This is a genomic window from Streptomyces sp. NPDC107528 (assembly GCF_055639295.1).
The window spans coordinates 637,402-654,467 of record NZ_JBVKAV010000002.1; the positions used below are offsets into that span (position 1 = coordinate 637,402).

Consider the following 17,066-nt stretch of genomic DNA (forward strand, 5'->3'; position numbering starts at 1 on the left):
CGCGATGGCCGGGTGGGCCGTCGTAGGCAATAGGGTGGAGGGCGCCTGAAGCCTTCCACCTCCCGTGACCCCGGGCGGTCGGGAGGCAGCCCGTTCGCTCCGCCGTGCAGTCGGCGGCGCCGCGCCGAGGAGTCAATCGCCGTGTCGGACCCGATGCGCCCGCCCGTCTCCCCCCACCACTCTCAACGGACGTCGCTGCGCTCCGGCCCCTCTCAACCCCGCGCCTCCCTCCGTACCGCCGTAGTCTGGGAGGTTCTCCAGGACGCCCTGGACCGCCGGGTCAAGGCCACGGGGCGGCAGTCACTGGACGTCCTGGACACCGGGGGCGGCAGCGGCAACTTCGCCGTGCCCCTCGCCCGCCTCGGCCACCGCGTCACCGTCGTCGACCCCAGCCCGAACGCGCTCTTCGCCCTGGAGCGGCGCGTCGCCGAGGCCGAGGTCGCCGACCGGGTGCAGGGCGTCCAGGGCGACGCCCACGGCCTCTTCGACGTGGTCGAGCGCGGCGGGTACGACGTCGTGCTGTGCCACGGCGTCCTGGAGTACGTCGACGACCCCGCCGAGGGCGTCCGCAACGCCGTGGCCGCCCTGCGCGCCGAGGGTGTCCTCAGCCTGCTCGCGGCCGGTCTGGGCGGCGCCGTGCTGGCGCGGGCCCTCGCCGGTCACTTCAAGGAGGCCAAGCAGGCCCTTGAGGACCCGGACGGCCGCTGGGGCCAGGGTGACCCCGTGCCGCGCCGTTTCACCGCCGAGCAGCTCACCGGGCTGGTCGAGGGTGCCGGCCTCCGGGTGGGTGCCGTGCACGGCGTACGGGTTTTCGCCGACTTGGTCCCGGGCGTGCTGGTGGACACCGAGCCGGGCGCTCTGGAGGCGCTGCTGAAGCTGGAGGAGGCCGCGGCAGAGCTGTCCGCCTTCCACTCCGTGGCCACGCAGCTCCACGTGCTGGGCGAGACGAGGGAGACCACCGAGGCCTGAGCCGCTTTCCCTGAGCGGACCCCGGGCGCGCGCCGTTGATCAGGGGCTTGGCTGCACATGGAGTACGCCACAGGCCCCCCGATCGGGCGCGCGGCGCCGTATGATCGAGGGAGACCGTTCCGGCATGACGTGTCGGCCGCTGGGGAATGCAGATCTCAGCGAGTCGGGACGTCCATGACGGAGCCCGGTTGGCCAATTGGCGTAGAGGGGCGGGTTTCACGGGGGCGATTCCCTGCCTATCCTGAAGGGACCCCCCGGGTCGCCCCGGCGACTGCACGATGAGGAGGACTCCGTGCCGCTCTCGGAGCACGAGCAGCGAATGCTCGAGCAGATGGAGCGAGCGCTGTACGCCGAAGATCCCAAGTTCGCGACAGCGCTTGAGGGAAGCGGGCTGCGTACGTACACCCGGCGACGGGTCTACCAGGCGGTCGCGGGCTTCCTCGTAGGTATCGCGCTCCTCATGGCTGGAATGGTCGCCAAGCAGGTGTGGCTGAGCGTGGTGGGCTTCCTCGTCATGCTGGGCTGTGCGGTACTCGCCGTCACCGGCTGGCGCAAGGCCCCCAAGCCGGGCGAACAGCCCGCGGGCGGCCAGCAGACACGCCGCCAGCCACGTCAGAAGCGCTCCATGATGGACCGTATCGAACAGCGCTGGCAGCGCCGCCGCGACGAACAGGGCGGCCATTAGCTCGACGAGCAGCTCCCGAACAGACGCAGGGGGTGACCACCGGTTGGTGGTCACCCCCTGACGTATGCCTACGCCCGGTGACGTGCGCCTGCGTCCGGCCGGGTGAGCCGGGGCCCGGCCCCGCCTCACCCGACTGTGGGCCGACCAGTCATCCCCGCTGACCCGGCGTTGAGGGCCTGCGCCACGTCGGGCGGACCGCTGCGGCGCGCCGTTTGACGTTGGTCCACCAGTCCGACAGGGCCCAGGCGACCCGCGCGCTGGAGCGTGGGGCCAGACGGGCGCGCAGGCTCGTCGTCCAGGCGGACTTGGACTCGAGGTCCGACAGGACGCCGCGGACATCCTCCGCGAGGCCGGCCGGCGGGCGTGGCGCGGGGGCGTACAGGACCTGCTCCACCGCGTCGGCCACCCGGTGCACGGAGGCCGCGGCCGGTGGGTCGAGATGGCCCAGGCGCACAATGCGGGCGGCGGTCTTCCGGGGGGTCTGGGAATCGTCCGGGGAAATGCCGAAGTCCCAGGCGGTGTCCGTGAGTTCCTGCCAGACCGCCAGGGTGTGGAGCGACACGTCCGCCTCGGTGCGACCGTGCCCTCCCAGTCTGACCGCTCTTGTCCGCAGCCGCCACAGCATCGGCGCCAAGGGGATCAGGAGCGCCGCGGCCCCTCCGAGGGCCCATGCCAGGATGACGTACCACTTCGGGCCGTCGTCGTCCGTGACCAGCGCGGCCTCCGGGGACTCGCTGGCGCACAGATCCGGGTTCCGCCCCGCGCAGCTCTCGCTCGTCGAGGGGGAGGCCGAGGGCCCCGTGCTGGTCGACTGCGAGGGGCGCGCCACGTCCGGCAGTGTCGAGCCGGTCGTGTCCGACTGGGTGTACGACGGCACCGAACCACGGGTCGGCGTCGGCTCGAAGCGGGTCCAGCCCACGCCCTCGAAGTAGAGCTCCGGCCAGGCGTGCGCGTCCTTCAGCCCCACCGAGACGGAGTTGTCGCCCTGCGGGGTTCCGGGCGCGAAGCCCACCGCCACCCGTGCCGGTATGTCCAGCGAGCGGGCCATCGCCGCCATCGCGAAGGAGAAGTGGACGCAGAAGCCCTGCTTGTCCTTCAGGAAGCGGGCGATCGCCTGCCGGCCGCTGCCCACCTTGACGTTCGTGTCGTACTGGAAGCCGCCCGTGACGGCGAAGTACTCCTGGAGCTTGACGGCCTGCTCGTAGGGGTTGGCCGCTCCCTCGGTGACCTCGCGCGCGGTCCGGGCGACCACCGCGGGCAGAGTGTCGGGCAGCTCGGTGAACTCACGCTTCAGGGCCGCGGGCGGCTCCGGCGCGTCCGCGAGCTGCTTCGCCGTCGGCTGCACGTCGAGGCTGCGCACGGTGTACGTCGCCCCGCGTGTGGTCTGGCGGCGGTCGCCCACGACCGTCATGCCCAGCGGTTCGTACCGCCAGTTGCCCGCGATGTCCACGCCGCTGGGCGGGTACGGCATCGGCAGCCAGTTCTGCGCGTACCAGTCCGCGGCCGAGATGGTCGTCTCGACCTGTGAGCGCTGGACGTCCGGGCCGAGGCCGAAGGGCGTGGGGAACTCGTTCGGCACGGCCTGGATGTTGCGCTTGGCCGGCTGCCAGGTGGTGCCGTCGAAGTCGTCCAGGGAGACGATCCGCAGGTACATGTTCGAGAGGTCGGCCGTGTCGGTCTTCAGGGACAGGACCTCGCGGTCCTCGTCCACGTTCAGACTGTCGCGAAGCGACACCAGCGGGTTCACCGCGGAGATCGTGCCGCCGCTCCCGCTGCCGGAGCCGACTCCCGTGCCTGCGGCGTCCAGCAGACCGCCGTTCATCGCGGGCAGGGCCAGCGGCACCGCCAGGGCGATGCCCAGCGCGACCACGCCGATGCGCCGGCCGGTACGGACCGGCGCCACCGCGCCGGTCGGCTCCCCGCCCGGCGTCCGCGGTGCCCCGCCGAAGACCCGGCCCCACTGCGAGAGCCGGTCGCGCCCCTCGGCCAGGAGCAGCATCAGATAGCCCACGGCGGCGACCAGGAACCACAGCCAGTCCGCGCCGCCCTCGGACAGCCCTGCGGCGACGGAGTACAGCGCCAGCAGCGGCAGCCCGGCCGGGGCGGCGCTGCGGAACGTCACCGCCAGGGTGTCCACCGCCAGGCCGATGATCAGGACACCGCCGATGAGCATCAGCCGGATGCCGTCCGACAGCGGCGCCGGAATCGAGTACCGGCTGACGTCGTCCGCGCCCGTCTGCAGCAGCTCGCCGAAGTGGGCGAACGCCTCCGGCCCCGGGAGCACCCCGACGATCGCCTGCTGGTTGGCGAAGGTCAGGGTCAGCAGCATCAGGGCGGTGAGGGCCTGCGCCGCCACCGTCAGGGGCCGGGCCAGCGGCACCCGCCGGGTCGCCATGCCCACGCCCGTCTGGATCGCCAGCAGGAAGACCGCCTGCAACAGCCAGGTGACCGGGGAGACCAGGGGCAGCAGGGCACAGGACGCCATCAGTGTGGCCGCCGCGGCGCTCAGCGCCATCCGTGTCCGCCCGCTCATACCCGTCCCCCCTCGCCAAACGCGCCACTGATCGCGGCGGCGTCCGTGCGCGCACGGTCCGCCTGGCGCCACAGCTCGTCCAGCGAAGCCCCCCGCGGCACGCTCAGGGCCGTCCAGCCCGCCTCCCGCAGCATCCGCAGCCGCTCCTCGCCCCTGTCCAACGCGCCGGGCACATCGGTGGGTTCCCGCACCCAGGACCCGCTGTCCAGCACGAAGGCCACCGCGCCCCCGCTGCGTTGCCGCATCTTGGCGGCCACCGCCGCCTGCTCCTCGTCGAGGTCGCCGAAGAAGGCGACCAGCAGCCCTTCGTTGCCGCCGCGCATGACGTCGTACGCCCGCGACAGACCCGTACCGTCCGAGTGGTCGATCACCGCGAGGGTGTCCATCATCAGCCCGGCCGCGTCCGCCGACTCCTGGCTCGCGCCCGCGAACCCGTCGGCGCCCTCGGCGGGCACCGAGCTGCCGGTGTCCGTCAGGAGCCGGACCGAGAAGCCCCGTTCGAGCATGTGGACCAGCACGGAAGCCGTGCCCGACACGGCCCACTCGAAGGCCGAGTCCGGGCCCGCGCCCTGGAAGGCCGGGCCCCGGGTGTCCAGCAGCACCGTGCACCGGGCGCGCTGCGGCTGCTCCTCGCGACGCACCATCAGCTCGCCGTACCGGGCGGTGGAGCGCCAGTGGACGCGGCGCAGATCGTCGCCGTAGCGGTACCCGCGCGGGATCACGTCGTCCTCGCCGGCCAGCGCGAGCGAGCGCTGCCGCCCGTCGCCGTAGCCCTTCGCCTCCCCGCTGAAGCGCACCGACGGCAGCGGCTCCACGCGCGGGATGACCGTCAGGGTGTCGTGCGTCGAGAAGGAGCGGGTCAGCTCGCACATGCCGAACGGGTCGCTCAGGCGCAGCTGCAGCGGGCCCAGCGGATAGCGGCCGCGCAGGTCGGAGCGCACGCGGTAGGACACCTCGCGGCGGCCGCCCGCCTCCACCCGGTCCAGGACGAAGCGGGGGCGGGGTCCGAGGACGTAGGGCACCCGGTCCTGGAGCATCAGCAGGCCCGTGGGCAGCCGGGAGACGTTGTCCATCCGCAGATGGACACGGGCCTCGCTGCCGGCGGGCACGCGCGCGGGGGAGAGCCTGCGGCTGCCCGCGACCCGGTAGCGCGTGCGGTACAGCACCGTCGCGCAGACCAGCGGGAGCACCGCGAGCAGCAGCCCGACGCGCAGCAGGTCGCTCTGCCCGAGGACGTAGGAGCAGATCGCGGCCGCGATGCCGGCGGCCAGGAAGGACCGGCCACGCGTGGTCAGACCGGCCAGTGCGGTGCGGACCCCGCTCTTCTCACCGCGGTCCGCCTCCGCCTGGCCGGTCCCACCGGAGGTCATCCGAGCCTCCGTGGCGGCTGCTGGCCGTACGTCGGAGTGCCCCGGCCGAGGCCTCCGAAGCCGGTCTGCTGCTGGGGCGCGGCAGGCACCGGGGTGCGCTGCATGATCTCCTGGACGACCTGCTCGGACGTACGCCGGTTCAGCTGGGCCTGCGCGGTGGGCAGCAGGCGGTGGGCCAGCACGGCCACGGCGAGGGCCTGCACGTCGTCCGGCAGCGCGTACTCCCGGCCGCTCAGGGCTGCTGATGCCTTCGCCGCGCGCAGCAGATGCAGCGTCGCGCGCGGCGAGGCGCCGAGTCTGAGGTCGGGGTGCGTGCGCGTGGCGGCGACCAGCTCCACCGCGTACCGGCGGACCGGCTCGGCCACATGGACGCCGCGGACGGCGTCGATCAGCTTCACGATGTCGTGGGCGTGCGCCACCGGCTGGAGGTCCTCCAGCGGCGAGACACCGCCGTGCACGTCCAGCATCTGCAGCTCGGCCTCCACGCTGGGGTAGCCGACGGAGACGCGGGCCATGAAGCGGTCGCGCTGGGCCTCGGGCAGCGGATAGGTGCCCTCCATCTCGACCGGGTTCTGCGTGGCCACCACCATGAAGGGGCTCGGCAGCTCGTAGGTCTGCCCGTCGATGGTGACCTGGCGCTCCTCCATGGACTCCAGCAGCGCGGACTGGGTCTTCGGCGAGGCACGGTTGATCTCGTCGCCGATCACGATCTGGGCGAAGATCGCGCCGGGCTTGAACTCGAAGTCCTTGCGCTGCTGGTCCCAGATGGACACACCGGTGATGTCGGACGGCAGCAGGTCGGGCGTGAACTGGATACGCCGGACCGAACAGTCGATGGATCGCGCCAGCGCCTTGGCCAGCATTGTCTTGCCCACGCCGGGGACATCCTCGATCAGAAGATGTCCCTCGGCGAGCAGTACGGTCAGCGAAAGCCGTACGACCTCGGGCTTGCCCTCGATCACACCCTCCACCGAACTGCGAACACGCTCCGCAGTGGCGGTCAGATCAGTGAGGCTCGCTCGATCGTCATAGGTCGTCACCCGGCCCTCCTCGGCCCGTTCTTTCCGGGCCGACGCGATGCGGACCGGCCCACCCCTTGAACACGGACACCACGCGTGAAACGTTCCGCGTACTGCCACCCTCGCATTCTTGCTGCCGTTACCGATTCGTGTCACTCGACTGTGGACAACTGTCCGCGATATGTCAGGGCTTAGGGCCTTTTGTGCGCTCCCGAGGCCGAATTGACAGCGAAACGACAGGTGCCGCGGAGGGTTACGCGGGGTCGATCTCGCGCAGCAGACCCGTCTTCACGTCGAACACGAAGCCGCGCACGTCGTCGGTGTGCACCAGGAACGGCGAGGTGCGCACGCGCTGCATGGACTGCCGCACGTCCTGGTCGACGTCGCGGAAGGACTCCACCGCCCAGGCGGGGCGCTGGCCGACCTCCAGCTCCAGCTCGGTGCGGAAGTCCTCGGTCAGGGACTCCAGGCCGCAGCCCGTGTGGTGGATCAGCACGATGCTGCGTGTGCCGAGCTTGCGCTGGCTGATGGTGAGCGAGCGGATCACGTCGTCGGTGACGACGCCCCCCGCGTTGCGGATGGTGTGGCAGTCGCCGAGCTCCAGGCCGAGCGCGGCGTGCAGGTCGAGACGGGCGTCCATGCAGGCGACGATGGCGACGTGGAGCACGGGCCGGGCGTCCATGCCCGGGTCGGTGAAGGCGGCGGCATAGCGTTCGTTCGCCTCGACGAGACGGTCGGTGACCGTGCCGCGGTCGGCTATCGCACCCTGGGGGCCAGTGGGAACCGATGCAGAAGTCGTCATACCCATGACGGTACTGGTCACGACGCGAACGGTCCCGTTGTGAGAGGGGACAAAGAACGCCATCGAGCCTTGTTGTGAGCTAACCCACAGGGGTGTCGTGAGTGCGCCCGTACGAGCGAATTCGACCGCAGCGCGGCGTCGGCGGAACCCGAAGCGGCGACGCGCAGGCCGGTTGATTGACCGCGACACACGGTGGACTAAAGTGACGCGAAGCGGGAGGCGAGACTCCCTGCTGGACTGAATTCCCCGGAGACCCCGGCGACTTTCCGGAGATCTCCCCGCGTGCGCGGCGCGTACGTACGGCTCGGCCTCCTCCCGCTCCCGGTCGGCTGACGCTTCCGGCGCCGGCAGGCCTCCCCTTCACTGGGGGTCCCCCCAGTTTGTCGGGGGAGGGCGGGGACCCGGCGGTGCGTGCACGCCCGCCGGATCTGAGAGGGCCCCTTTGAGCCAGAGTCGACATGTCCCGGTGATGCTCCAGCGGTGCCTGGACCTGTTGGCCCCCGCGCTGCAGCGGCCGGGAGCCGTGGTCGTCGACTGCACGCTCGGGCTCGGCGGCCACAGCGAGGCTCTCCTCGAGCGGTTCCCCGAGGCCCGGCTCGTCGCCCTCGACCGGGACAAGGAGGCCCTGCGCCTGTCCGGCGAGCGGCTCGCACCGTACGGCGAGCGCGCCAACCTCGTGCACGCCGTCTACGACGAGCTGCCGGACGTCCTGGCCAGGCTCGGCATCGCGCGCGTGCAGGGCGTCCTGTTCGACCTCGGCGTCTCCTCCATGCAGCTCGACGAGGCCGACCGCGGCTTCGCCTACGCCCAGGACGCCCCGCTCGACATGCGCATGGACCAGACGAGCGGCATCAGCGCCGCCGAGGTCCTCAACACCTACCCGGCCGGCGAACTCGTACGGATCCTGCGCGCGTACGGCGAGGAGAAGCAGGCCAAGCGGATCGTGGCCGCCGTGGTGCGCGAGCGGGACAAGGAGCCGTTCACGAACAGCGCCCGGCTGGTGGAGCTCATCCGGGACGCGCTGCCACAGGCCGCGAAGCGCACCGGCGGCAACCCGGCCAAGCGCACCTTCCAGGCGCTGCGCATCGAGGTCAACGGCGAGCTCTCCGTCCTGGAGCGGGCGATCCCGGCCGCCGTGGCGGCCCTCGGCGTCGGCGGGCGGATCGCCGTGCTGTCGTACCACTCGCTGGAGGACCGGCTGGTCAAGCAGGTGTTCGCGGCCGGCGCCGCCAACACCGCTCCGCCCGGGCTGCCGGTCGTCCCCGAGCAGTACCAGCCCCGGCTCAAGCTGCTGACGCGCGGTGCCGAACTTCCCACCGAGGAAGAGGTCGCCGAGAACCGGCGCGCGGCACCGGCGCGCCTGCGGGGCGCCGAACGCATCAGGGAGTCCATCGAATGAGGGGCGCAACGCGGGGATGGGGGCGGGGACGGATGTCAGGGTCCAGAATTCAAACCCACGAGCGGGAGAACCGGACTCGGGGGAGGGTGAGTGAGTAGGAAACCCGAGCTGAGGGGCCGGGCCGCCCGGCTCGCGCGGCTCTTCCCCACGGGGGTGGCGCATGCCGCCCGCGCCCCCTTCGTCCTCCTGGTCGTCCTCCTTCTCGGCGGCGGCCTCATCGGGCTCCTCGTGCTGAACTCCGCCCTCAGCGAAGGCGCATTCAGACTCGACGACCTGCAGAAGGAGACGAAGTCCCTCACCGACGAGGAGCAGTCGCTCCAGCGGGACATCGACGCCTACTCCGCTCCCGAGGCCCTCCAGCGCCGCGCCCGCGAACTCGGCATGGTCCCCGGCGGGGACCCCGCTTTCCTCAATCCCGACGGCACCGTCAAGGGCGTCCCCAGCCCCGCGCCCGCCGGTCGGACCGCGGCGTACAACACCCTCGTCCTTCCCCCCGAGGCCCTGGTCAGTGAGCCCGGGGTGCCCGCGGCGGCCAGTGCGACGCCCACGACGTCCGCACCCGAGGCCACCCCCGCCGTGCCGCAGCCCGCGCCCTCGTACGCCGAACCCCAGGACGCGCCCTCCGCCCAGCAGCCCGCCCCGTCCGCCCAGTCCACCACCCCGTACTCGACCCCCGGCAGGTGACGGAAGTGTCCGACAGGGAACCGCCGCGCCGCCGCGTGCCCGGACCCGCGAAGCCCGCGCGCTCCGCAGGCGCCCAGCGACGCCCCGGCCCCGGCGCCCGCCCGGCCCGCCGCCCGGCACGCCCCCGTCCGCCGGTCACCGGCGTCATCCGGCTCGGCAGCCCACGCCCCCGGCTGCGTATGGTCGGCCTGGCCCTCACCCTCGTCCTGATCGCCTTCGTCGTACGGCTCCTCCAGGTGCAGGGCGTCGACGCGAGCACCTACGCCGCCAAGGCGGAGAAGAACCGGTACGTCGGCTACACCCTGGCCGCCGAGCGCGGCGGTATCACCGACCGCAACGGCGTGGCCCTGGCGGCCAGCGTGGACGCGTACGACATCACGGCCGACCCCACCCTGTTCGCCCCCGAGCAGCTGAAGATCGACGACGGCCCCGAGCAGGCGGCCGCGCTCCTCGCGCCGATCCTCGGCCAGGAGCCGGAGAAGATCGTCCACAAGCTGCGGCCCGCGAACAAGAACCTGCGCTACACCCTGCTGGCGAGCCGTCAGACCCCGCAGGTCTGGAAGCAGATCAAGGACCTGAAGACCGCCCTGGCCACCAAGTCCGAGAGCGACAAGAGCACCGTCAACGTCCTCGCGGGCGTCCTGTCGGTCGCCAGCAGCAAGCGCGTGTACCCGAACGGCGACCTCGCCGCCGGGATACTGGGCTGGGTCAACTCCGACGGCAAGGGCGGCGGCGGTGTCGAGCAGCAGCTGAACAAGCAGCTGTCCGGCAAGGACGGCGAGATCCGCTACGCCCAGTCCGGCGGCAGGCAGGTCCCCACCGTGGGCTCCACCGAGACGCCCGCCGTGCCCGGCAGCGACGTCGAGCTCACCATCGACCGCGACATCCAGTGGGCCGCGCAGAACGCGATCACCAAGCAGGTGCAGGAGTCCAAGGCGGACCGTGGTTATGTGATCGTCCAGGACACCCGCACGGGCGAGATCCTCGCCATGGCCAACTCGCCCGGCTTCGACCCGAACGACCTCTCCGAGGCCAGCAGCGCGAACATGGGCAACGCGGCCCTCCAGGACGCCTTCGAGCCCGGCTCCACAGCGAAGGTCATGTCGATGGCCGCCGTACTGGAGGAGGGCGTGGCCACGCCCGGCACGCACGTCATCGTGCCCAACCGGCTGCACCGCGGCGACCGGCTCTTCAAGGACGACATCGACCACGACACCTGGTACCTCACGCTCAACGGCGTGCTCGCCAAGTCCAGCAACATCGGCACCATCCTCGCCACCGGCCAGCTCGGCAAGACCCAGCCGCAGTCCAACAAGGTCCTCTACGACTACCTGCGCAAGTTCGGCCTCGGCAGCTACACCGGGCTCGGCTTCCCCGGCGAGACCCCGGGCATCCTCGCCGCCCCGGACAAGTGGTCGACCTCGCAGCAGTACACGATTCCTTTCGGCCAGGGCGTGTCCATCAACGCGATGCAGGCGGCCTCCGTCTACTCGACCATCGCCAACGGCGGCGTACGCGTCGAACCCAGCATCGTGCGCGGCACCAAGGGCCCCGACGGGCAGTTCACGTCCGCCAAGACACCCAAGAAGACCAGGGTCATCAGCGCGAAGACGGCGAAGACCCTCGCGCAGATGCTGGAGTCGGTCGTGGACGACAGGGAGGGCACCGGCACCAAGGCGCGTATCCCCGGCTACCGGGTCGCGGGCAAGACGGGTACGGCGAACCGAGTGGATCCGGCCACCGGCAAGTACCGCGGCTACACGTCGTCGTTCGCCGGGTTCGCGCCCGCCGACAAGCCCCGGATCACGGTCTACTGCGCCATCCAGAACGCCACCCAGGGCAACTACTTCGGCGGTCAGATCTGCGGACCCATCTACAAGCAGGTCATGGAGTTCGCCCTGAAGACCCTCCAGGTCCCGCCGACCGGGGCCAAGGCCGCGAAGCTCCCGGTCTCCTACCGGCCCTGACCACCACCCCGACCACTCTGATCAGCACCGAGCAGCCAGGAACCACCTCGTGACAACGATCACTCCCGACTCAGGGAACCAGGGCGCCCCCGGCCCCTCACTTCGCTCCCAGGCGGGTACGCCCGGTACGCTCACCGCCGTGCCACACGCTGATCAGTCCCAAACCACCCAGAAGGGGCAACCCGTGACGTATCCGGGGCCGCCCAGGCCGGCGCAGGTCTCCGCCACACCCCTTGCGGAACTTGCCGATCAGCTGGATGCCACCGCGCCGGACCGCGCGGACGCCGTCGAGGTCACGGGCATCACCCATGACTCGCGCGCCGTGCGCCCCGGCGATCTGTACGCCGCCCTCCCGGGCGCCCGCCTGCACGGCGCCGACTTCGTGACGCAGGCCGCGAGCCTCGGCGCGGTCGCCGTGCTGACCGACCCGACCGGGGCCGAGCGCGTCGCCGCGACGGGCCTGCCGGCCCTGGTCGTCGAGAACCCGCGCGGGCAGATGGGTGAACTGGCGGCCACGATCTACGGCCACCCCGGCCGCGACCTCCTCCAGATCGGCATCACCGGCACCTCGGGCAAGACCACCACGGCGTATCTCGTCGAAGGCGCCCTCAAGACCACCCGTGCCACCGGACTCATCGGCACGGTCGAGATGCGCATCGGCGACGAGCGCATCAAGTCGGAGCGCACCACCCCCGAAGCCACCGACCTCCAGGCCCTGTTCGCCGTCATGCGCGAGCGTGGCGTCGAGGCGGTCGCCATGGAGGTCTCCAGCCACGCGCTGGTCCTCGGCCGGGTCGACGCCTGCGTCTTCGACATCGCCGTGTTCACCAACCTCAGCCCGGAGCACATGGAGTTCCACTCCGACATGGAGGACTACTTCCAGGCCAAGGCGCAGCTGTTCACCCCGAAACGCAGCAAACTCGGCGTCGTCAACCTCGATGACGAGTACGGCCGCAGGCTCATCAAGGAAGCCACCGTTCCGGTCGTCACCTTCTCCGCCGAGGGCCACCCGGACGCCGACTGGCGCGCCGACGACGTGGCGATCGGCCCCATGGACTCGACGTTCACCGTGATCGGCCCCCAGGGCGAGCGGATCGCCGCCAGATCGCCGATCGCCGGCCCCTTCAACGTGGCGAACACCCTCGCCGCCATCACCGCCCTGGCCGCCGCCGGCCTCGACGTACAGGCCGCCGCCGACGGCATCGCCGCCGTGCCGGGCGTGCCGGGCCGGCTGGAGCGGGTGGACGCCGGGCAGCCGTATCTCGCGGTCGTGGACTACGCCCACAAGACCGACGCCGTCGAATCGGTGCTCAAGGCGCTGCGCAAGGTCACCGAGGGCAGCCTGCACGTCGTGCTCGGCTGCGGCGGGGACCGCGACACGACCAAGCGCGAGCCGATGGGCGCCGCCGCCGCCCGGCTCGCCGACACCGCCGTACTGACCTCCGACAACCCCCGTTCCGAGGACCCCCTGGCGATCCTCGCAACCATGCTCCAGGGCGCGGCGTCCGTGCCGGTACACGAGCGTGGCGAGGTCCAGGTCTTCGAGGACCGGGCCGCCGCGATCGCCGCGGCCGTGGCGCGCGCCGAGCCGGGCGACACCGTGCTGGTCGCGGGCAAGGGCCATGAGCAGGGCCAGGACATCGCCGGAGTGGTCCGTCCCTTCGACGACCGCCAGGTGCTTCGCGAAGCTATCCAGAAGACCCAGGGATGAACTTGTGATCGCCCTCTCTCTCGCCGAGATCGCAGAAGTCGTCGGCGGGCAGACGTACGACATACCGGATCCGTCCGTCCAGGTCACCGGATCCGTCGTCCGGGACTCCCGTGAAGTGGAGCCCGGCAGCCTCTTCGCCGCCTTCGTCGGCGAGCGCGTGGACGGCCACGACTACGCGTCGGCGGTCGTGGCGGCAGGTGCCGTCGCCGTCCTCGCCTCACGTCCCGTCGGGGTGCCCGCGATCGTCGTGGACGACGTCCAGAAGGCCATCGGCGCCCTCGCCCGTCATGTCGTACGACGGCTCGGCGCGACCCTCGTGGCCCTGACCGGCTCGGCCGGCAAGACCAGCACCAAGGACCTGATCGCCCAGGTTCTCCAGCGCAAGGCGCCGACCGTGTGGACGCCGGGCTCGTTCAACAACGAGATCGGGCTGCCGCTGACCGCGCTGAGCGCCACCGAGGAGACCAGGTTTCTCGTCCTGGAGATGGGCGCCCGCGGCATCGGCCACATCCGCTACCTCACCGGTCTGACGCCCCCGAAGATCGGCCTCGTGCTCAACGTCGGCACCGCCCACATCGGCGAGTTCGGCGGCCGCGAGCAGATCGCGCAGGCCAAGGGCGAGATCGTCGAGAACCTCCCGGCCGCGAGTGAGGGCGGCGCCGCCATCCTCAACGCGGACGACCCCCTCGTACGGGCCATGGCATCCCGTACGAAGGCGAAGGTGATCCTTTTCGGAGAGTCCGGCGAAGCGGACGTACGCGCCGAGAACGTGCGACTCACGGACAGCGGACAGCCCTCCTTCATGCTTCACACACCCTCCGGGTGCAGCGATGTGACCATGCGCCTGTACGGTGAGCACCACGTGTCGAACGCGCTCGCCGCGGCCGCCGTCGCCCATGAGCTGGGCATGTCCGCGGAAGAGATCGCCACCGCGCTCTCCGAGGCGGGCTCCCTCTCCCGCTGGCGGATGGAGGTCACCGAGCGCCCGGACGGCGTGACGGTCGTCAACGACGCCTACAACGCGAACCCCGAGTCCATGCGAGCCGCCCTGCGCGCGCTCGCGGCGATGGGCAAGGGGCGGCGGACCTGGGCGGTGCTCGGCAAGATGGCCGAGCTCGGGGACGAGGCGCTCGCCGAGCACGACGCGGTCGGACGGCTCGCCGTCCGGCTCAACGTCAGCAAGCTCGTCGCGGTCGGGGGCAGGGAAGCGTCCTGGCTGCAACTGGGCGCATATAACGAGGGTTCGTGGGGTGAGGAGTCGGTGCACGTGTCCGACGCACAGGCGGCGGTCGACCTGTTGCGCAGCGAGTTGCGCCCGGGGGACGTCGTGCTCGTGAAGGCGTCCCGTTCGATCGGTCTGGAGAGCATCGCCGAGGCGCTGCTCGCGGGCGGCACCGAGGGTGAGGTTGCCGCCCGATGATGAATCAGATCCTGTTCTCAGGAGTCATTGGCCTCTTCCTGACCCTGATCGGCACTCCGCTGCTGATCAAGCTGCTGGCCCGCAAGGGCTACGGCCAGTACATCCGGGACGACGGCCCGCGTGAGCACCACGCCAAGCGCGGTACGCCGACCATGGGTGGTATCGCCTTCATCCTGGCGACGATCGCCGCGTACTTCCTGTCCAAGCTGATCACCGGCAAGCCGCCGACGTTCTCCGGAATCCTGGTGATCGGTCTGATGGCCGGCATGGGTCTGGTCGGCTTCCTGGACGACTACATCAAGATCGTCAAGCGTCGTTCGCTGGGTCTGCGGGCCAAGGCCAAGATGGCCGGCCAGCTGTTCGGCGGTATCGCCTTCGCGGTGCTCTCGCTCCAGTTCGCGGACAACCGCGGCAACACCCCGGCGTCCACGAAGCTCTCCTTCGTGCAGGACTTCGGCTGGTCCATCGGCCCGGTGCTGTTCGTCGTCTGGGCGCTGTTCATGATCCTCGCCATGTCCAACGGCGTGAACCTGACGGACGGTCTGGACGGCCTCGCCACCGGCGCCTCCGTACTGGTCTTCGGTGCCTACACCTTCATCGGTGTGTGGCAGTTCCAGGAGTCCTGCGCCAACGCGCAGACCCTCAGCAACCCGGGTGCCTGTTACGAAGTGCGAGATCCACTCGACCTCGCCGTCGTCTCCTCGGCGCTGATGGGCGCCTGCCTCGGCTTCCTGTGGTGGAACACCTCGCCCGCCAAGATCTTCATGGGTGACACCGGTTCGCTGGCCCTCGGCGGCGCGCTCGCGGGTCTCGCCATCTGCTCGCGCACCGAGTTCCTGCTCGCCATCCTCGGCGGCCTGTTCGTGCTGATCACCATGTCGGTGGTCATCCAGGTGGGCTCCTTCCGCCTCACCGGCAAGCGCGTCTTCCGGATGGCGCCACTCCAGCACCACTTCGAACTCAAGGGCTGGTCCGAAGTCCTTGTGGTGGTCCGCTTCTGGATCATCCAGGGCATCTGTGTGATTGTCGGACTGGGCCTCTTCTATGCGGGATGGGCAGCGGACAAGTGACCGACTGGCAGGGGAAGAACGTCACCGTCGCGGGACTCGGCGTCTCCGGGGTCCCGGCGGCCAAGGTGCTGCACGGCCTCGGCGCGAAGGTCACCGTCGTCAACGACGGCGACGACGCACGCGCGCGTGCCCAGGCCGCCGACCTGGAGGCGCTCGGCATCGCCGTACGCCTCGGTGACGGAGACACCCTGCCCGAGGGCACCGAGCTGATCGTCACCGCGCCCGGCTGGAAGCCGGACAAGCCGCTGTTCGCGGCGGCTCAGGAAGCGGGCGTCCCGGTCTGGGGCGACGTCGAGCTCGCCTGGCGGCTGCGGGGCCCGGACGCCGCGCCCTGGCTCGCCGTCACCGGCACCAACGGCAAGACCACGACCGTCCAGATGCTCGCCTCCATCCTCCAGGCGGCGGGCCTGCGCACGGCCGCCGTCGGCAACATCGGCGTCTCGCTGCTCGACGCGGTGCTCGGCGAGGAGCAGTACGACGTCCTGGCGGTGGAGTTGTCCAGCTACCAGCTGCACTGGGCGCCCTCCCTGCGCGCCCACTCCGCTGCCGTCCTGAACCTCGCCCCCGACCACCTCGACTGGCACGGCTCCATGGAGGCGTACGCCGCCGACAAGGGCCATGTCTACGACGGCAATCGCGTCGCCTGTGTCTACAACGTCGCCGACAAGGCCACCGAGGACCTGGTCCGCGAGGCCGACGTCGAGGAGGGCTGCCGGGCCATCGGCTTCACGCTGGGCACCCCGGCCCCCTCCCAACTCGGCATCGTGGAGGGCATCCTGGTCGACCGTGCCTTCGTCGAGGACCGGCACAAGAACGCCCAGGAGCTCGCCGAGGTCTCCGACGTGAACCCGCCGGCCCCGCACAACGTCGCCAACGCCCTTGCGGCGGCGGCCCTCGCCCGGGCCTACGGGGTGCCCCCCAAGGCCGTACGGGACGGCCTTCGGGCCTTCACCCCGGACGCCCACCGCATCGCGCACGTGGCGGACGTGGAAGGAGTCGCGTACGTCGACGACTCCAAGGCCACCAACACCCACGCGGCGGAGGCCTCGTTGGCGGCGTACCAGTCCATCGTGTGGATCGCGGGCGGGCTCGCCAAGGGCGCCGTCTTCGAGGAGCTGGTCGCCAAGTCGGCAAAGCGGCTGCGCGGGGTCGTGCTCATCGGCGCCGATCGCGGCCTGATCCGGGAAGCCCTGGCGCGACACGCGCCGGAAGTACCCGTCGTCGACCTCGACCGGACCGACACTGGGGCGATGCTCGCGGCAGTCCAGGAAGCCCGGCGACTCGCTGTTGCCGGAGACACGGTGCTCTTGGCACCTGCTTGTGCCTCGATGGACATGTTCGCCAACTACAACCAGCGCGGTGACGCGTTCGCGGAGGCGGTTCGCGAACTCGGCGCGGGCGCCTGACGCGGGTCTCGGCCACTGCGGGTGCTTCGGG

Annotated in this window: 13 protein-coding genes; 9 read left to right on the forward strand and 4 right to left on the reverse strand. The window is 71.2% G+C overall.

What is annotated here, in order from left to right:
* Positions 1-141: 141 nt before the first annotated feature.
* Both ACZ7L5_RS07965 and ACZ7L5_RS07970 read left to right on the forward strand, forming a co-directional pair.
* Positions 142-969, forward strand: coding sequence for a class I SAM-dependent methyltransferase (locus ACZ7L5_RS07965; RefSeq protein WP_471515287.1), 828 nt, complete (start codon positions 142-144; stop codon positions 967-969).
* Positions 970-1,261: 292 nt separating this feature from the next.
* On the forward strand, positions 1,262-1,654 hold the full coding sequence (locus tag ACZ7L5_RS07970; protein ID WP_328882228.1) for a DUF3040 domain-containing protein: 393 nt from the start codon (positions 1,262-1,264) through the stop codon (positions 1,652-1,654).
* A 148-nt stretch (positions 1,655-1,802) separates the two neighbouring features.
* Here ACZ7L5_RS07970 and ACZ7L5_RS07975 read toward each other — a convergent pair whose 3' ends face one another.
* The 4 genes from ACZ7L5_RS07975 to ACZ7L5_RS07990 all read right to left on the reverse strand — a co-directional run bounded on the left by ACZ7L5_RS07975 (position 1,803) and on the right by ACZ7L5_RS07990 (position 7,441).
* On the reverse strand, positions 1,803-4,187 hold the full coding sequence (locus tag ACZ7L5_RS07975; RefSeq protein ID WP_471515289.1) for a transglutaminase TgpA family protein: 2,385 nt from the start codon (positions 4,185-4,187) through the stop codon (positions 1,803-1,805).
* Positions 4,184-5,557: a DUF58 domain-containing protein gene (locus tag ACZ7L5_RS07980; RefSeq protein WP_471515291.1), complete on the reverse strand. Its 1,374-nt coding sequence runs from the start codon at positions 5,555-5,557 to the stop codon at positions 4,184-4,186. Before ACZ7L5_RS07980 ends, ACZ7L5_RS07975 begins: the two co-directional genes overlap by 4 nt.
* Positions 5,554-6,597 carry an AAA family ATPase gene (locus ACZ7L5_RS07985; RefSeq protein ID WP_328882231.1) on the reverse strand — a complete coding sequence of 348 codons (1,044 nt, stop codon included), beginning with the start codon at positions 6,595-6,597 and terminating at the stop codon, positions 5,554-5,556. The genes ACZ7L5_RS07980 and ACZ7L5_RS07985 overlap by 4 nt, the downstream gene beginning before the upstream one ends.
* 232 nt (positions 6,598-6,829) lie before the next feature.
* The gene (locus ACZ7L5_RS07990) at positions 6,830-7,441 is read right to left on the reverse strand and encodes a beta-class carbonic anhydrase (RefSeq protein ID WP_467482923.1); all 612 of its coding nucleotides are present in this window, start codon (positions 7,439-7,441) and stop codon (positions 6,830-6,832) included.
* 379 nt (positions 7,442-7,820) lie between these two features.
* Here ACZ7L5_RS07990 and rsmH point away from each other — a divergent pair, with 379 nt between their 5' ends.
* The 7 genes from rsmH to murD all read left to right on the forward strand — a co-directional run bounded on the left by rsmH (position 7,821) and on the right by murD (position 17,035).
* Positions 7,821-8,777 (forward strand): 16S rRNA (cytosine(1402)-N(4))-methyltransferase RsmH, encoded by a 957-nt coding sequence (gene rsmH / locus ACZ7L5_RS07995; protein WP_471515294.1) that lies wholly within the window; start codon positions 7,821-7,823, stop codon positions 8,775-8,777.
* A 90-nt stretch (positions 8,778-8,867) separates the two neighbouring features.
* Positions 8,868-9,461 carry a cell division protein FtsL gene (ftsL, locus tag ACZ7L5_RS08000; protein ID WP_471515296.1) on the forward strand — a complete coding sequence of 198 codons (594 nt, stop codon included), beginning with the start codon at positions 8,868-8,870 and terminating at the stop codon, positions 9,459-9,461.
* A gap of 5 nt (positions 9,462-9,466) precedes the next feature.
* Positions 9,467-11,428 (forward strand): peptidoglycan D,D-transpeptidase FtsI family protein, encoded by a 1,962-nt coding sequence (locus tag ACZ7L5_RS08005; RefSeq protein WP_384192641.1) that lies wholly within the window; start codon positions 9,467-9,469, stop codon positions 11,426-11,428.
* Positions 11,429-11,612: 184 nt separating this feature from the next.
* Positions 11,613-13,139: a UDP-N-acetylmuramoyl-L-alanyl-D-glutamate--2,6-diaminopimelate ligase gene (locus tag ACZ7L5_RS08010; RefSeq protein WP_328882236.1), complete on the forward strand. Its 1,527-nt coding sequence runs from the start codon at positions 11,613-11,615 to the stop codon at positions 13,137-13,139.
* 4 nt (positions 13,140-13,143) lie between these two features.
* Positions 13,144-14,559: a UDP-N-acetylmuramoyl-tripeptide--D-alanyl-D-alanine ligase gene (locus ACZ7L5_RS08015; protein WP_328882237.1), complete on the forward strand. Its 1,416-nt coding sequence runs from the start codon at positions 13,144-13,146 to the stop codon at positions 14,557-14,559.
* Positions 14,556-15,629 carry a phospho-N-acetylmuramoyl-pentapeptide-transferase gene (gene mraY, locus ACZ7L5_RS08020; RefSeq protein ID WP_328882238.1) on the forward strand — a complete coding sequence of 358 codons (1,074 nt, stop codon included), beginning with the start codon at positions 14,556-14,558 and terminating at the stop codon, positions 15,627-15,629. The genes ACZ7L5_RS08015 and mraY overlap by 4 nt, the downstream gene beginning before the upstream one ends.
* Positions 15,611-17,035 carry a UDP-N-acetylmuramoyl-L-alanine--D-glutamate ligase gene (gene murD, locus ACZ7L5_RS08025; protein WP_471515300.1) on the forward strand — a complete coding sequence of 475 codons (1,425 nt, stop codon included), beginning with the start codon at positions 15,611-15,613 and terminating at the stop codon, positions 17,033-17,035. The genes mraY and murD overlap by 19 nt, the downstream gene beginning before the upstream one ends.
* Positions 17,036-17,066 lie beyond the last annotated feature (31 nt).